Source organism: Cupriavidus mimosae, from assembly GCF_023952485.1.
Taxonomy (GTDB): Bacteria; Pseudomonadota; Gammaproteobacteria; order Burkholderiales; family Burkholderiaceae; genus Cupriavidus; species Cupriavidus taiwanensis_C.
The window spans coordinates 223,904-239,184 of the sequence record NZ_JALHRY010000003.1; the positions used below are offsets into that span (position 1 = coordinate 223,904).

The following is a 15,281-nucleotide window of genomic DNA, read 5'->3' on the forward strand; positions in this document are numbered from 1 at the left end:
GGTGCGGGGCGGGCTATAATTTAAGGCTATTCAACCTTGCCACACCGGACTCGTGACGCCCGGGTGGCTAATCCCAAAAGGAGCGTCAATGCGTCATTACGAAATCGTCTTCATCGTCCACCCGGACCAGAGCGAACAAGTGCCGGCCATGATCGAGCGCTACAAGCAGCTCGTGACCTCGCAGAACGGCAACGTTCACCGCGTGGAAGACTGGGGCCGTCGCCAGATGGCTTACATGATCCAGAAGCTGGCCAAGGCTCACTACGTTTGCCTGAACATCGAATGCGGCAAGGAAACCCTGGCGGAACTGGAACATGCGTTCAAGTTCAACGACGCCGTCCTGCGCCACCTGATCGTGCAGACCAAGAAGGCCGAGACCGCACCTTCGCCGATGATGAAGGAAGTGCAGCGCGAAGAAGCCCGCAAGGCCGCGCAAACGACCACCGAAGGCCAGGCCGCCTGAGTGCGGACTGCGGTGCGCGCCGTGGCTGACAGCGTCGGCCAGGGCATCAGCGCAAACCGCAACGATTGCAACCAGCAAGAGGCCCCGCGTTGAACCAGCTTCGGCTTGCCGCCACCCTGGCGGAACGCGATGCCCTGCGCTATACCCCGGCCGGGGTCCCCGTCGTGAACTGCATCCTGCAGTACAGCGGCGAGGCCGTCGAGGCACAGACGCCGCGGCAGGTCGAGTTTGCAATCGCTGCGATGGGAATCGGCCAGGTCGGCCAGCGTCTGGAGCGGTTACCGCTCGGCACGCTGCTCGACTGCGAAGGATTCCTGGCCCGCAAGCACCGCAACAGCAAGGCTCTCGTCTTTCACATCACTGGATGTAAAGCATTCGAAAAGGATTGAATCATGGCATTCGTCAAACGTGACAACAAGAACAAGAAGCGCTTCCAGCAACAGAACCCGCTGTTCAAGCGCAAGCGCTTCTGCCGCTTCACCGTGGCTGGCGTCGAACAGATCGACTACAAGGATCTGGACACCCTGAAGGACTTCATCGGCGACAACGGCAAGATCACGCCGGCCCGCCTGACCGGTACCAAGGCTCACTATCAGCGTCAACTCGATACGGCCATCAAGCGCGCGCGTTTCCTCGCGCTGATGCCGTACACCGACCTGCACAAGAACTGATCAGGCCCTAGGTCCGTAAGGAGAGAACACGATGCAAATCATTCTGCTGGAAAAAGTCGTCAACCTGGGCAACCTGGGTGACATCGTCAAGGTGAAGGACGGTTACGCCCGTAACTTCCTGATCCCGGGCAAGAAGGCCCGCCGCGCCACGCAAAGCGCGATCGCCGAATTCGAGGTCAAGCGCGCCGAGCTGGAAAAGGCCGCTGCCGAGAAGCTGGCCGCCGCGCAAGCCGAAGGCGAGAAGCTGAACGGCCTGAACGTCCAGATCACCCAGAAGTCGGGTGTGGACGGCCGCCTGTTCGGTTCGGTGACCAACGCCGACATCGCTGAAGCCCTGGCCGGCCAAGGCTACAAGCTGGAAAAGTCGCAGGTTCGCCTGCCGAACGGTCCGCTGAAGACGGTTGGCGACCACCCGGTCAGCGTTGCGCTGCACACGGACGTCGTGGTCGACGTGACCGTGTCGGTGGTGGGCGAGAGCGTCTAAGGACGCGCCGCCTCGACCGGCGCACCGCGCCGGCCTAAGCCCGCAAGCATTGCAAAAAAGGCAGGAGCCCCGGCTCCTGCCTTTTTTGTTTCCCGCCTGCCTTGGACGGCGCCGTCGCCAAATGTACGGCGAAGTGTGTCCGCTCGCCGTTATAATCCCTCCCCATGAACGCGCCCGTCGCCGACCCCCAACTCGATAACCTCAAGGTCCCGCCGCACTCCATCGAAGCCGAGCAATCGGTGCTCGGTGGCCTGCTGCTGGACAATGCCGCCTGGGACCGCATCGCAGACTTCCTTTCCGAGGCGGACTTCTACCGGTTCGACCACCGGATGATCTTCCAGAGCATCGCCCGGTTGATCTCGGCCACCAAGCCCGCCGACGTGATCACGGTCTACGAGATGCTGCAGGTGGCCGGCAAGGCCGAAGAGGTGGGCGGGCTGGCGTACCTGAATTCGCTGGCGCAGAATACCCCCAGCGCGGCCAATATCCGCCGCTACGCGGAAATCGTGCGCGAGCGCTCGGTGCTGCGCAAGCTGGTGACGGTGGCCGACGATATTGCCTCGGCCGCATTCGCGCCCAAGGGGCGCGAGGTGCGCGAGCTGCTCGACGAGGCCGAATCCAAGGTCTTTGCGATTGCCGAAGAGGGCTCGCGCGGGCAGAAGGGCTTCCAGGAAATCCAGCCGCTGCTGACCCAGGTGGTGGAGCGCATCGACGAGCTGTATCACCGCGATTCGACCACCGACGTCACCGGCGTGCCGACCGGCTTCATCGACCTGGACAAGATGACCAGCGGCATGCAGCCGGGCGACCTGATCATCGTTGCTGGCCGCCCGTCGATGGGCAAGACTGCGTTCTCGCTGAACATCGGCGAGCACGTGGCGGTGGAGCAGGGCCTGCCGGTGGCGGTGTTCTCGATGGAAATGGCGGGCACGCAGCTGGCCATGCGTATGCTCGGCTCGGTCGGCCGCCTCGACCAGCACCGGCTGCGCACCGGGCGCCTGCTCGACGAGGACTGGCCGCGGCTGACGCACGCGATCCAGCGCATGAACGACACCCAGCTGTTTATCGACGAAACGCCGGCGCTGAACCCGATGGAACTGCGCGCGCGTTCGCGGCGCCTGGCGCGCCAGTGCGGGCAGCTGGGCCTGATCATCATCGACTACCTGCAGCTGATGTCGGGCTCCGGCGGCGGCGAGAACCGCGCCACGGAGATTTCAGAAATCTCGCGTTCCCTGAAGGGCCTGGCGAAGGAGCTGAATTGCCCGGTGATCGCGCTGTCGCAGCTGAACCGAAGCCTGGAACAGCGTCCCAACAAGCGCCCGGTGATGTCCGACCTGCGCGAATCGGGCGCTATCGAACAGGATGCCGACGTGATCCTGTTCATCTACCGCGACGAAGTCTATAACGCCGACTCGCAGGACAAGGGCACCGCCGAAATCATCATCGGCAAGCAGCGTAACGGCCCGATCGGCACCGTGCGCCTGACCTTCCTGGGCCAGTTCACGAAGTTCGACAACTTCAGCGGCGGCCCGGCCTTCTTCGACAACGACACCTGACGAAGTCAAGCGGGTCGGCCATTTGCCGTGCCTGCCCGTCTCGTTTGTGCCAAATACGCGGGCAATGTCCCGCTAACCCTGTAAAATATTGCGCTTTGATGACAGCCGCCATCCGCGGCGGTCATGCTCGCGTCCGCTTAATCCCGCAACACCATCCGCAGCGATACCACGCTGCCACAAGGAACATTCCATGTTCGGCCGATTCATGCCCACCGAGGGCAAGTTCTTCGAATATTTCAACCAGCACGCCGACTGCGCGGTGACCGCCGCCCATGAACTGCAGGCCCTGGTCAACGACCTGCCCAACGCCGAGGCCCATGCCCGGCGCGTCCAGGCCACCGAAAAGAAGGCCGACCGCATCACGCACGACACCATCGACCTGCTGCACAAGACCTTCATCACGCCGCTGGACCGCGACGAGATCCACAAGCTCATCACGACCATGGACGACATCCTGGACCTGATGGAAGACGTGGCCGAGACCATCTCGCTGTATGACGTGACCAACCTGACCGACGAGGCGCTGCGCCTGGCCGCGATCTGCGTGCAGTGCTGCGACCAGGTCAAGATCGCGGTGGGCCTGCTCGAGGACATGGGCAACGCCAGCACCATCCTGAAGACCGCGCAGCAGATCGACCAGCTGGAATCCGAGGCCGACCGCGTGATGCGCTCGGCGATGTCCAAGCTGTTCCGCGACGAGACCGACGTCAAGCGCCTGATCAAGCTGAAGGCGATCTACGAGCAGCTCGAGACGATCACCGACAAGTGCGAGGACGTCGCCAACATCATCGAAGGCATCGTCCTGGAAAACGCCTGAGGCGGCAATCGGCATGCAGACCATACAAATGAGCCTGTGGGTGATCGCCTTGCTGGTGGCGCTGGCATTGCTGTTCGACTTCATGAACGGCTTCCACGACGCGGCCAACTCGATCGCGACGGTGGTGTCCACGGGCGTGCTCAAGCCGCACCATGCGGTGGCGATGGCGGCGATGTGCAACGTCGTCGCGATCTTCGTCTTCCACCTGAAGGTGGCCGCCACGGTCGGCACCGGCACCATCCAGGGCGGGGTGGTCGACCACTATGTCATCTTCGGCGCGCTGGTCGGGGCGATCGCGTGGAACGTCATCACCTGGTACTACGGCATTCCGTCGTCGTCGTCGCACGCGCTGATCGGCGGACTGGTCGGTGCCGCGGTGGCCAAGGCGGGCACCGGCGCGCTGGTGGCCAGCGGGCTGTTGAAGACGGTGGCGTTCATCCTGGTGTCGCCGTTCCTCGGCTTCCTGCTGGGCTCGCTGATGATGGTCATCGTCGGCTGGACCTTCTTCCGCACGCCGCCATCGCGCGTCGACCGCTGGTTCCGGCGGCTGCAGCTGGTCTCGGCTTCGCTGTACAGCCTGGGCCATGGCGGCAATGATGCGCAGAAGACCATCGGCATCATCTGGATGCTGCTGATCGCCAGCGGCCACGTGCTCGCCGGCGATCCGCCGCCGACCTGGGTAATCGTCAGCTGCTACGTCGCGATCGGCATGGGCACGCTGTTCGGCGGCTGGCGCATCGTGCGCACCATGGGCCAGAAGATCACCAAGCTCAAGCCCGTGGGCGGCTTCTGCGCCGAGACCGGCGGTGCGCTGACGCTGTTCTTTGCCTCGGCGCTGGGCGTGCCGGTGTCGACCACGCATACCATCACCGGCGCCATCGTCGGGGTCGGCTCGTCGCAGAAGATGTCGGCGGTGCGCTGGGGCGTGGCCGGCAATATCGTGTGGGCCTGGGTGCTGACGATTCCGGCCTCGGCCTTCATGGCGGCGATTGCATGGTGGATCGGCCGCCATATCCTGTAACGCGGGATCGGCCGCTCATGCAAAAAGCCAGGCACATGCCTGGCTTTTTTATTTGCCAACGCCAGCCTCTCAGCGGTCGGCGAAGGCGGCGATGGGATCGTCGTCGTCGGGCAGCGGGGCAGGTTCCGGCACCAGGGGCGCCGGGGCGGGCGCGGGCACCGGTGTCGCCGGTGCCGGCGGCAGGTTGACCGCACCGGCCACCACGCGCCGCGCGCCGTTGTAGCGCGAGGCCCAGTAGGGCTTGCCCATGTCCTCCAGCCGCACGGTGCCGCCGGACGATGGTGCATGGACAAAGCGGTTCTGGCCGACGTAGATGCCAACGTGCGAGTTGGCGCGTCCGGTGGTGTTGAAGAACACCAGGTCCCCCGACGCGACTTCGCTGCGGTCGAGCGAGCTGCCGCGCGTGCCCATGGCCTCGGTGGTGCGCGGCAAGTTGACATTGGCCGCGCGCGCGACCACGTAGCGCACCAGGCCGCTGCAATCGAAGCCGGCATCGGGCGTATTGCCACCGTAGCGGTACGGGGTGCCGACCAGCGACATCGCCTGGATCGAGATTTCCTCCAGCCCGGCGCTGGGATCGGTCATGGGCTTGCCGGGCGTACGCGGCAAGCTGCCATGGCGAGAGGGTGGGGAGCTGGCGCACGCTGCCAGCAGCAGCGCGGCGGCGCAGAGCAGTGGCAGGCCGGCCCGGGCAAGCGGGCCGGACAGTGTGGAAGGACGGGAAGAACTACGGGTACGGCGCAATGGCATCGCTGGATTCCGGTCGCCGGCCTGCCGGCGCACCGGAAGCCTTGCCGCTACCAGCGTAGCTGGGCGTTGCGCGTACCGGTGCTGACCTTGATCGACTTGGCCTGGCCCTTGTAACTGGCCTCGATATTGTAGCTGCCTTCGGGCGCACGTATCAGGCAGCGGGGCCCGGCGGCGCGGAAGCTTGCGACCTCCTGTTCGTCGCGCACCAGCTTGACCGCGACATCGGACAGGAACTCGCCCGCCGTGCCCTGCGTGAACAGGATGCCGATATTGAAATCCTTCTCGCGCTCGCTTAGCGCCTGGCGCTCGTCTTCGGCGACGCCGCCGCAGACATAGCTGACCGGACCCATGGTGCGTATCACCAGGTCGTCAGCCGCCGCGCGCGCCTGAGGCGGGCTGGTCAGGAACATGGCGGCGCCGATCAGCGCGGCCAGGCGGAGATGCTGTGGGTTCATCGACGCCTCCAGTGGGGATGCGGGACAACAAGCGGACGTGCGGACATCATAGCCGCATTGCGCTTGCCGCTCACGACAGCGGGCCCGGGCCCCTTTCTCATGGAAGGGTGCCCGGGCCCGCGGTCCGCGTCAGAGCACGTCGCCGGCGTGGTCGGCCAGGCGCGAGCGTTCGCCGCGTGCCAGCGTGATATGGCCGCTATGGCTCCAGCCCTTGAAGCGGTCGACCACATAGGTCAGGCCCGACGAGCCCTCGGTCAGGTACGGCGTGTCGATCTGCGCGATGTTGCCCAGGCAGATGATCTTGGTGCCGGGGCCGGCGCGCGTCACCAGCGTCTTCATCTGCTTGGGCGTCAGGTTCTGCGCCTCGTCGATGATGACGAACTTGTTGACGAAGGTGCGGCCGCGCATGAAGTTCATGCTCTTGACCTTGATGCGCGAGCGGATCAGCTCCTGCGTTGCGGCGCGGCCCCAGTCGCCGGCGCTGTCGTCGCTCTTCTGCAGGACTTCGAGGTTGTCGTCGAACGCGCCCATCCACGGCTGCATCTTCTCTTCCTCGGTGCCGGGCAGGAAGCCGATGTCCTCGCCCACCGGCACGGTCGCGCGGGTGACGATGATTTCGTTGTAGAGCTTCTGGTCCAGCACCTGCTCAAGCCCGGCCGCCAGCGCCAGCAGCGTCTTGCCGGTACCGGCCTGGCCCAGCAGCGTGACGAAGTCGATGTCCGGGTTCATCAGCAGGTTGAGCGCGAAGTTCTGCTCGCGGTTGCGCGCGGTTACGCTCCACACGTTGTTCTTGTGGTGCGTGTAATCCTTCAGGGTCTGCAGCAGCGCGGTCTTGCCATTGATCTCCTTGACCTGCGCATACAGCGGCAGGCTGCCATCCACGGGCTCGAGGTAGACGAACTGGTTGACCAGGAACGACGGCACCAGCGGGCCGGTGAGCCGGTAGAACATGGCGCCGGACTTGGGATCCTGCCAGCTTTCGACGCCCTTGCCGTGCTTGGCCCAGAAGTCGCCGGGCAGCTGCATCACGCCCGCGTAGAGCAGGTCCTTGTCCTCGAGGACCTGGTCGTTGAAGTAGTCTTCGGCCGGCAGGCCCAGCGCGCGCGCCTTGATGCGCATGTTGATGTCTTTCGACACCAGCACCACCTGGCGCTCGGGATACTGCTGCTGCAGCGCGCTGACCACGCCCAGGATCTGGTTGTCCGCCTTCCCCTGCGGCAGGCCTTCGGGCAGCTTGATGTCGTTCAGGCGTGTCTGGAAGAACAGCTTGCCCTGCGCATCGCGGTTGCCCAGGCTGGCCAGCGACAGGCCCTCGTCGAGCACGCCGTCGGTGCCGCCCACCAGCGAATCGAGGGTGCGGCTGACCATGCGCGCGTTGCGCGCGACTTCGCTCATGCCCTTCTTGTGGTTGTCCAGCTCCTCGAGCGTCATCATCGGCAGGTAGATGTCGTGCTCTTCGAAGCGGAACAGCGAGGCCGGGTCGTGCATCAGCACGTTGGTGTCGAGCACGAACAGCTTGCTCGGGCCTTCGGCCTTGCGCGCGCGGCGCGTGGTGCCGGTCGACGGCTTGACCAGGCTCACCGGCGCGGCGGTGACGGCCGGCGTCGATACGGCGGGCGTCTCGGCGCTGCGGGCGCGGGTGCCGCCGGCGGCGCGGGCCTTGACTTCAGGCACCTGCGTGTCGCCGGTTTCCAGCAATGCCACGCGCTCGAGCGCCGGCACAGGTTTCTTGCCCTGTGTGGCGGCTTTGGCCTTAGGCACCGCGGAAACCGGAGCAAACTCGCTCGGGTCCAGCAATTGGGCAGGCTTGGCGGGCATGGTAGGCAGCGGCATGCTTGGCTTTCCTTTCAGGGGGACAAGAAGGGGGCGGGGATGTCCGGTCCGCGGCGCCGCGCGATCTCGTCAGCGTGCGACGGCTTCGGAGCAGCGTGGCGGACCCGGGCCGGGGCATGCATGCGCGAGGCGCCCGGCGCGGACAACCATGAGGACAGACGTGGCTGCAAACAAAAAAGCCGCCATGCCTGCGGAACAGGGTTGGCGGCTCTTGGGCGGACTGCCGACATGGCAGGTCCGCTACCGGCCTGTGGCAGGAAGCGCCTGGGCCGGGGAGTCGAAACAGCGTGGCATCCGGAATCTGAACTCATTACGGGCCAATGTATCTGAAGGCTTTGGGTTTGGCAATTGGGTTCGCCAACGTTTGCCTCGGCGCGTCCGGATCGGAGCCGTTACGGGCAACGCAAACCTGCGGCGATGCTTCAGAGGCCGCGCACGATCTGCAGCACTTCGTCGACGTGGTTGGGTACCTTGATGCCGCGCAGCTCGTGTCGCAGGATGCCCTTGCCGTCGATGACGAAGGTGCTGCGCTCGATGCCGCGGTGCTCCTTGCCATACAGCTTTTTCATCTTGATGACATCGAACAATGTGCACACATTGTCGTCGGCATCGGAGATCAGTTCGAACGGCAGTTCCAGCTTGGCCTTGAAGTTTTCATGCGAGCGCAGGCTGTCGCGCGAGATGCCGAATACCTGCACGCCGGCCTTCTCGAAATCCTCATATTGGTCGCGGAAGTTCATCGCCTCCGTGGTGCAGCCCGGCGTGTTGTCCTTCGGGTAGAAGTACAGCACCACCGTCTTGCCGCGGTAGTCGGCCAGGCGGAAGGTGGCGTCGCCGGTCATCGGCGCGCTGAAGTCGGGGATGGCCTTGTTGAGACTGACGGTCATGCTTGTGGCTCCTTGGGGGAGGGGCAGGGGATCGGTGAGATCGTTGGAATCGGGAGAGGGGCTGCCGCCTCAGCGCGAGCAGATTGGGGCGCCTCGCGCGGACTTCAAGCGTGGCGACTGCTCAACTTTCGCCGCAGGGGCCGCGTCAGGTGGCCTCGGGCTCGAGCAGCAGCACCGCCGCCACCTTGCGGCCCTCGGCCATCAGGATGTTGTAGGTGCGGCAAGCGGCCTGCATGTCCATGGCGTCGACGCCGACATGGCGGCGCGCCAGCGATGCGGTCAGGCGCGGGTGCGGAAAGCGCAGCCGCGAGCCGGTCCCGAGCAGCACCACTTCAGGCCCCAGTTCGGACAGCTGCTCGAAATGCGCGGGCTCCAGGTCTTCGAAGCGGTCGACCGGCCAGGGCCGCACGTCGCCCTCCGGCATGACCAGCACCGAGCTGGTATGGCGCACCAGGTTGATTTCGATATACCCGGGCCCGTAGGCCGTGACGGTGTTGAGCGACTGGGGCTGGTCGGCGTGGAGTTTCACTTGGGGATCTCGGCGGTGGCTGGCGGGGCTCGCGGGCGGGTCCGCGGAGCGGAAGGCCGGCGGGCCGGGCGGGCAGTGAATGGACGACAGCGGGCAGGCGGCCGCGGTGCGCGCGGACGGCGCACGCTGCAATGCAAGAATCCCTGCCGAAGTCTGTCATAATCCGATAAATTATAGCTTTTGCCTTCCTGTCTGCCACGTTTGCGTTGCATCGCAGCGGACGGCGCCTCCGCATTCTTTCAGATTCTGTCAGACCGCCCCGATTCTCAGTCCGGTGCCGCCGCTGCGGCACGCCACGCTTGCCCGACATCGCCGTGAAACCCATCCAGAAATCCAACAAACTCAATAACGTTTGCTACGACATCCGCGGGCCGGTGCTGGAAAAGGCCAAGCAGATGGAGGAAGAAGGGCACAAGATCATCAAGCTGAATATCGGCAACCTGGCGGTGTTCGGCTTCGATGCGCCGGAGGAAATTCAGCAGGACATGATGCGAAACCTGCCGAATTCGGCAGGTTATTCCGATTCCAAGGGCATTTTCGCCGCGCGCAAGGCGATCATGCACTATACCCAGCAAAAAAATATCGAAGGCGTCGGCCTGGACGATATCTATGTGGGCAACGGCGCCTCCGAGCTGATCGTGATGGCCGTCAACGCGCTGCTCAATACCGGCGACGAAGTGCTGGTGCCGGCGCCGGACTACCCGCTGTGGACCGCCGCGGTCAGCCTGTCGGGCGGCACGCCGGTGCACTACATCTGCGACGAGTCCAACGAGTGGATGCCCGATCCGGCCGATATCCGCGCGCGCATCACGCCGCATACCAAGGCCATCGTCATCATCAACCCGAACAACCCCACCGGGGCGCTGTATTCGGATGAGCTGCTGCTCGAGATTGTCGCGATCGCGCGCGAGCACGGCCTGATCATCTTTGCCGACGAGATCTACGACAAAGTCCTGTACGACGGCAACACCCATACCTCGATCGCCTCGCTGTCCACCGACGTGCTGACGGTAACCTTCAACGGCCTGTCGAAGAACTACCGCTCGTGCGGCTACCGCGCCGGCTGGATGGTGGTGTCGGGCGACAAGCGCCCGGCCATCGACTATATCGAAGGCCTGAACATGCTGTCGTCGATGCGCCTGTGCGCCAACGTGCCGGGCCAGTGGGCGATCCAGACCGCGCTGGGCGGCTACCAGAGCATCAACGACCTGGTCGCCGAAGGCGGGCGCCTGCGCCGTCAGCGCGACCTGGCCTACGAACTGATCACCGCGATTCCGGGCGTGACCTGCGTCAAGCCCAAGGCGGCGCTGTACCTGTTCCCGAAGCTGGACCTGTCGATGTACCCGGTGCAGGACGACCAGGAGTTCATCTATGAACTGCTGCAGGAGTCCAAGGTGCTGCTGGTGCAGGGCTCCGGTTTCAACTGGGCCCGGCCCGACCATTTCCGCATCGTGTTCCTGCCGCACGAGGAAGACTTGCGCGAGGCCATCGGCCGCATCGCGCGCTTCCTCGAGGCCTACCGAAAACGCCACGGCAAGGCAGCGGCCTGATCCGGCCGGCCGCGCCGCAACCCATCCTTAGCAACTCAGAAGATTTGTCCATGAACCCCATCAAAGTTGGCCTGCTCGGCATCGGTACCGTCGGTAGCGGCACGTTCAACGTGCTCAAGCGCAACCAGGAAGAAATTCGTCGCCGCGCCGGCCGCGGCATCGAGATTGCCGTGGTGGCCGATCTCAACACCGAACGCGCGCGCGAACTGACCAACGGGGAAGTGGAAGTCGTCAGCGATGCCAACGCGGTGGTCAACCGCCCCGACATTGACATCGTCATCGAACTGATCGGCGGCTACGGCATTGCGCGCGAGCTGGTGCTCAAGGCGATCGAGAACGGCAAGCACGTGGTCACCGCCAACAAGGCGCTGCTGGCCGTGCACGGCAACGAGATCTTCGAGGCCGCGCGCAAGAAGGGCGTGATCGTCGCGTTCGAGGCCGCGGTGGCCGGCGGCATCCCCATCATCAAGGCGCTGCGCGAAGGCCTGACCGCCAACCGCATCCAGTGGATCGCCGGCATCATCAACGGCACCACCAACTTCATCCTGTCCGAGATGCGCGACAAGGGCCTGGATTTCGACGTGGTCCTGAAGGAAGCGCAGCAACTGGGCTACGCTGAGGCCGACCCGACCTTCGACATCGAGGGAGTCGACGCCGCGCACAAGGTCACGCTGATGAGCGCGATCGCCTTCGGCATGCCGGTGCAATTCGACCGCGCGCACGTGGAAGGCATCACGAAGCTGTCCGCCACCGACATCAAGTACGCCGAGGAACTGGGCTACCGCATCAAGCTGCTGGGCATCACGCGCCGCCGCGACGATGGCGTGGAACTGCGCGTGCATCCGACGCTGGTGCCGGCCGCGCGCCTGATCGCCAACGTGGAAGGCGCGATGAACGCCGTGCTGGTGCAGGGCGACGCCGTGGGCGCGACGCTGTACTACGGCAAGGGTGCCGGCGCCGAGCCGACCGCCTCGGCCGTGATCGCCGACCTGGTCGACGTGACCCGCCTGCACACCGCCGACCCCGAGCACCGCGTGCCGCACCTGGCGTTCCAGCCGGACGAACTGTCGAGCGTACCGGTGCTGCCGATCGAAGAGATCAACAGCTCGTACTACCTGCGCATGCGCGTGGCCGACGAGACCGGCGTGCTGGCCGAGATCACCCGCATCCTGGCCGAGGGCGGCATCTCGATCGATGCCATGCTGCAGAAGGAATCGCGCGAAGGCGAGCCGCAGACGGACATCATCATCCTGACGCACATCACGCGCGAGAAGCACGTCAACGCCGCCATCGCCAAGATCGAGGCGCTGTCGACCGTGCTGTCCGACGTGACGCGCCTGCGCATGGAAGAACTGAACTAAGCGCAGCCACCGCATAGCCACTGCAGAGCCACATGAAATACCAGTCGACCCGCGGCCATGACATGCCGCAATCGTTCTCCGAGATCCTGCTCGGCGGCCTGGCCCCGGATGGCGGCCTGTACCTTCCCAAGCAGTATCCGCAAGTCACGGCCGACGAGCTGGAGGCCTGGCGCAAGCTGCCGTATGCCGACCTGGCTTACGAGGTCCTGCGCAAGTTCTGCGATGACATTCCCGCCGAGGACCTGCGCGCGCTGACGCGCAAGACCTATACCGCCGAGGTGTACTGCAACGCGCGCGAGGGCGATAACACCGCCGACATCACGCCGCTGCGTACACTGGGCGAGGAAGGCGGTACCAAGCTGCAATTGCTGGGCCTGTCCAACGGGCCGACGCTGGCCTTCAAGGACATGGCGATGCAGCTGCTCGGCAACCTGTTCGAGTACGCGCTGGCGCGCGCCGGGCAGGAGCTGAACATCCTGGGCGCGACCTCGGGCGACACCGGCAGCGCCGCCGAATACGCGATGCGCGGCAAGCGCGGCATCCGTGTGTTCATGCTGAGCCCGCACCGCAAGATGAGCGCGTTCCAGACCGCGCAGATGTTCAGCCTGCAGGACCCGAACATCTTCAACCTCGCCATCGAAGGCGTGTTCGACGATGCCCAGGACATCGTCAAGGCCGTTTCCAACGACCACGAGTTCAAGGCGCGCCAGAAGATCGGCACGGTCAACTCGATCAACTGGGCGCGCGTGGTGGCCCAGGTGGTGTACTACTTCAAGGGCTGGCTGCTCGCGACCGACGGCCCGGGCCAGAAGGTTTCGTTCTGCGTGCCGTCGGGCAACTTCGGCAATGTCTGCGCCGGCCATATCGCGCGCATGATGGGCCTGCCCATCGACAAGCTGGTGGTCGCCACCAACGAGAACGACGTGCTCGACGAGTTCTTCCGCACCGGCGCCTACCGCGTGCGCAAGTCGGCGGAGACGTATCACACCTCCAGCCCGAGCATGGACATCTCCAAGGCCTCGAACTTCGAGCGCTTCGTGTTCGACCTGCTGGGCCAGGATGCCGGCAAGCTGGCCGCGCTGTTCCGCGACGTGGAAGAGAAAGGCGGCTTCGACCTGGCCGGCACGCCGGAATTCGACCGCATCCGCCAGTTTGGCTTCGTCTCGGGACGCAGCACGCACGAGGACCGGCTGGCGACCATCCGCGACCTGTCGTCGCGCTATGGCATCACCATCGATACCCATACCGCCGACGGCATCAAGGTGGCGCGCGAGCATCTCAGCGCGGGCGTGCCGATGGTGGTGCTGGAAACCGCGCTGCCGGCCAAGTTTGCCGACACCATCCGCGAAGCGCTCGGCCGCGAACCGGAGCGCCCGGCGAAGTTCGAGGGCATCGAGAGCCTGCCGCAGCGCTTCGAGGTGATGCCGGCCGACGCAGCGCAGGTGAAGGCCTATATCGCCCGCCACACCGGCCTGTAAGCGCGGGGAGCTGCGGACGTGGCTGCGGCGCCGCCGCATGCCGGGTCCGGGCCAACTCGCTACAATCAGGCTGCGGGCCCGATCCACGGTCCCCGGATTGCCAGCCCGCGCGCGGGTCCCGGCAATGCGCGGGCCGTTTTTCGTGGGCCAACCTATTTGCACATCGCACCATGACCCAAGCCGCAGCACCTTCCCGTCCCCCGATGCTGACCATGGCCCAGGCGCTCGACGCGCTGCTTGGCGCCGCCCGGCCGCTGGCGCAGGCCGAGTCGATCGATACGCTGGCCGCCAACGGCCGCGTGCTGGCCGCGCCGGTGACGAGCACGCTGCGCGTGCCGCCGGCCGACAATACCTCGATGGACGGCTACGCCTTGCGCGCCGCCGAGGTGCCGGCCGCCGGCACCCGGCTGCGCGTGTCGCAACGGATTCCCGCCGGCCATGTCGGCACCGCGCTGGAGCCAGGCACTGCGGCGCGCATCTTCACCGGCGGGCTGATCCCGCCCGGCGCCGATGCCGTGGTGATGCAGGAGCAATGCACGGCCGAAGGCGACGACGTGATCGTCAACCACGTGCCACAGTCCGGCGAATGGGTGCGACGCGCCGGCGAGGATATTGAAGCCGGCAGCGTGATCCTGCCGGCCGGCACGCGGCTGACGCCGCAGGCGCTGGGGCTGGCCGCGTCGGTCGGCCAGGCGAAGCTCGACGTGGTGCGCCGCGTGCGCGTCGCGGTGTTCTTTACCGGCGATGAACTGGCGATGCCGGGCGAAGCGCTCAAGCCGGGCGCGATCTACAACTCCAACCGCTTCACGCTGCGCGGCCTGCTGGAAAACCTGGGCTGCGAGGTCAGCGACTTCGGCATCGTGCCCGATACGCTGGCCGCCACGCGCGAGACGCTGCGCCGCGCGGCGCAGGGCCATGACCTGATCATTACCTCGGGCGGCGTCTCGGTCGGCGAGGAAGACCATATCAAGCCCGCGGTCGAGGCCGAAGGGCGGCTCGATATGTGGCAGATCGCGATCAAGCCGGGCAAGCCGCTGGCGTTCGGACAGGTCGGCAACGGCAGCGAGCCGGCATTTTTCCTGGGGCTGCCGGGCAACCCCGTATCCAGCTTCGTGACCTTCCTGCTGTTCGTGCGCCCGTTCATCCTGCGCCTGCAGGGCGTGGTTGACGTGACGCCGCGGCGCCTGCCGCTGCGCGCCGATTTCGAGCTGAACAAGGGCGACCGCCGCAACGAATTCCTGCGCGCGCGCCTGAACGCCGAGGGCGGGCTGGACCTGTTCCCCAACCAGAGCTCCGGCGTGCTCACCTCCACCGTCTGGGGCGATGGCCTGATCGACAATCCGCCCAACCAGGCGATCGCGCGCGGCGACACCGTGCAGTTCATTCCGTTTGACGGCCTGCTCGCGTAGCGGCCGGCATGACCCGA

Annotated in this window: 16 protein-coding genes; 11 read left to right on the top strand and 5 right to left on the bottom strand. The window is 65.6% G+C overall.

The features are described from left to right. Positions 1-88: 88 nt before the first annotated feature. From rpsF to MKD50_RS07430, 7 genes are all read left to right on the top strand, one after another. Positions 89-463, top strand: a complete 375-nt coding sequence (gene rpsF, locus MKD50_RS07400; protein WP_010809513.1) for a 30S ribosomal protein S6 — start codon at positions 89-91, stop codon at positions 461-463. Positions 464-552: 89 nt separating this feature from the next. Continuing rightward, positions 553-852 (top strand): primosomal replication protein N, encoded by a 300-nt coding sequence (priB, locus tag MKD50_RS07405; RefSeq protein WP_012353082.1) that lies wholly within the window; start codon positions 553-555, stop codon positions 850-852. 3 nt (positions 853-855) lie between these two features. Then, the gene (gene rpsR / locus MKD50_RS07410) at positions 856-1,134 is read left to right on the top strand and encodes a 30S ribosomal protein S18 (protein ID WP_006163606.1); all 279 of its coding nucleotides are present in this window, start codon (positions 856-858) and stop codon (positions 1,132-1,134) included. Between the two features lie 31 nt (positions 1,135-1,165). Next, entirely contained in the window at positions 1,166-1,618 is a 453-nt protein-coding gene (rplI, locus tag MKD50_RS07415; RefSeq protein WP_240072256.1) for a 50S ribosomal protein L9, read from the top strand. A gap of 164 nt (positions 1,619-1,782) precedes the next feature. Further along, positions 1,783-3,174 (top strand): replicative DNA helicase, encoded by a 1,392-nt coding sequence (locus tag MKD50_RS07420; RefSeq protein ID WP_018007703.1) that lies wholly within the window; start codon positions 1,783-1,785, stop codon positions 3,172-3,174. Between the two features lie 190 nt (positions 3,175-3,364). After that, on the top strand, positions 3,365-3,991 hold the full coding sequence (locus MKD50_RS07425; RefSeq protein WP_010809517.1) for a DUF47 domain-containing protein: 627 nt from the start codon (positions 3,365-3,367) through the stop codon (positions 3,989-3,991). Between the two features lie 13 nt (positions 3,992-4,004). Continuing rightward, the gene (locus tag MKD50_RS07430; RefSeq protein ID WP_012353079.1) at positions 4,005-5,012 is read left to right on the top strand and encodes an inorganic phosphate transporter; all 1,008 of its coding nucleotides are present in this window, start codon (positions 4,005-4,007) and stop codon (positions 5,010-5,012) included. A 69-nt stretch (positions 5,013-5,081) separates the two neighbouring features. Here MKD50_RS07430 and MKD50_RS07435 read toward each other — a convergent pair whose 3' ends face one another. The 5 genes from MKD50_RS07435 to MKD50_RS07455 form a co-directional block, all read right to left on the bottom strand. After that, a complete protein-coding gene (locus tag MKD50_RS07435; RefSeq protein ID WP_252666753.1) occupies positions 5,082-5,762 on the bottom strand; it encodes a C40 family peptidase in 681 nt (226 codons plus the stop codon). 47 nt (positions 5,763-5,809) lie between these two features. Continuing rightward, a complete protein-coding gene (locus MKD50_RS07440) occupies positions 5,810-6,217 on the bottom strand; it encodes a hypothetical protein (RefSeq protein WP_115703537.1) in 408 nt (135 codons plus the stop codon). A gap of 129 nt (positions 6,218-6,346) precedes the next feature. Further along, on the bottom strand, positions 6,347-8,050 hold the full coding sequence (locus tag MKD50_RS07445) for a PhoH family protein (RefSeq protein WP_252666754.1): 1,704 nt from the start codon (positions 8,048-8,050) through the stop codon (positions 6,347-6,349). 422 nt (positions 8,051-8,472) lie between these two features. Next, a complete protein-coding gene (locus tag MKD50_RS07450; protein ID WP_252666755.1) occupies positions 8,473-8,937 on the bottom strand; it encodes a peroxiredoxin in 465 nt (154 codons plus the stop codon). A gap of 145 nt (positions 8,938-9,082) precedes the next feature. Next, a complete protein-coding gene (locus MKD50_RS07455; protein WP_115703535.1) occupies positions 9,083-9,466 on the bottom strand; it encodes an Mth938-like domain-containing protein in 384 nt (127 codons plus the stop codon). Positions 9,467-9,780: 314 nt separating this feature from the next. Here MKD50_RS07455 and MKD50_RS07460 point away from each other — a divergent pair, with 314 nt between their 5' ends. From MKD50_RS07460 to MKD50_RS07475, 4 genes are all read left to right on the top strand, one after another. Next, on the top strand, positions 9,781-11,016 hold the full coding sequence (locus MKD50_RS07460; RefSeq protein WP_062802206.1) for a pyridoxal phosphate-dependent aminotransferase: 1,236 nt from the start codon (positions 9,781-9,783) through the stop codon (positions 11,014-11,016). A 50-nt stretch (positions 11,017-11,066) separates the two neighbouring features. After that, entirely contained in the window at positions 11,067-12,377 is a 1,311-nt protein-coding gene (locus tag MKD50_RS07465; RefSeq protein WP_252666756.1) for a homoserine dehydrogenase, read from the top strand. A 32-nt stretch (positions 12,378-12,409) separates the two neighbouring features. Beyond that, complete coding sequence (gene thrC / locus MKD50_RS07470) at positions 12,410-13,855, top strand: threonine synthase (protein ID WP_115703531.1); 1,446 nt, start codon at positions 12,410-12,412, stop codon at positions 13,853-13,855. Positions 13,856-14,025: 170 nt separating this feature from the next. Next, positions 14,026-15,264, top strand: coding sequence for a molybdopterin molybdotransferase MoeA (locus MKD50_RS07475; RefSeq protein WP_252666757.1), 1,239 nt, complete (start codon positions 14,026-14,028; stop codon positions 15,262-15,264). Positions 15,265-15,281 lie beyond the last annotated feature (17 nt).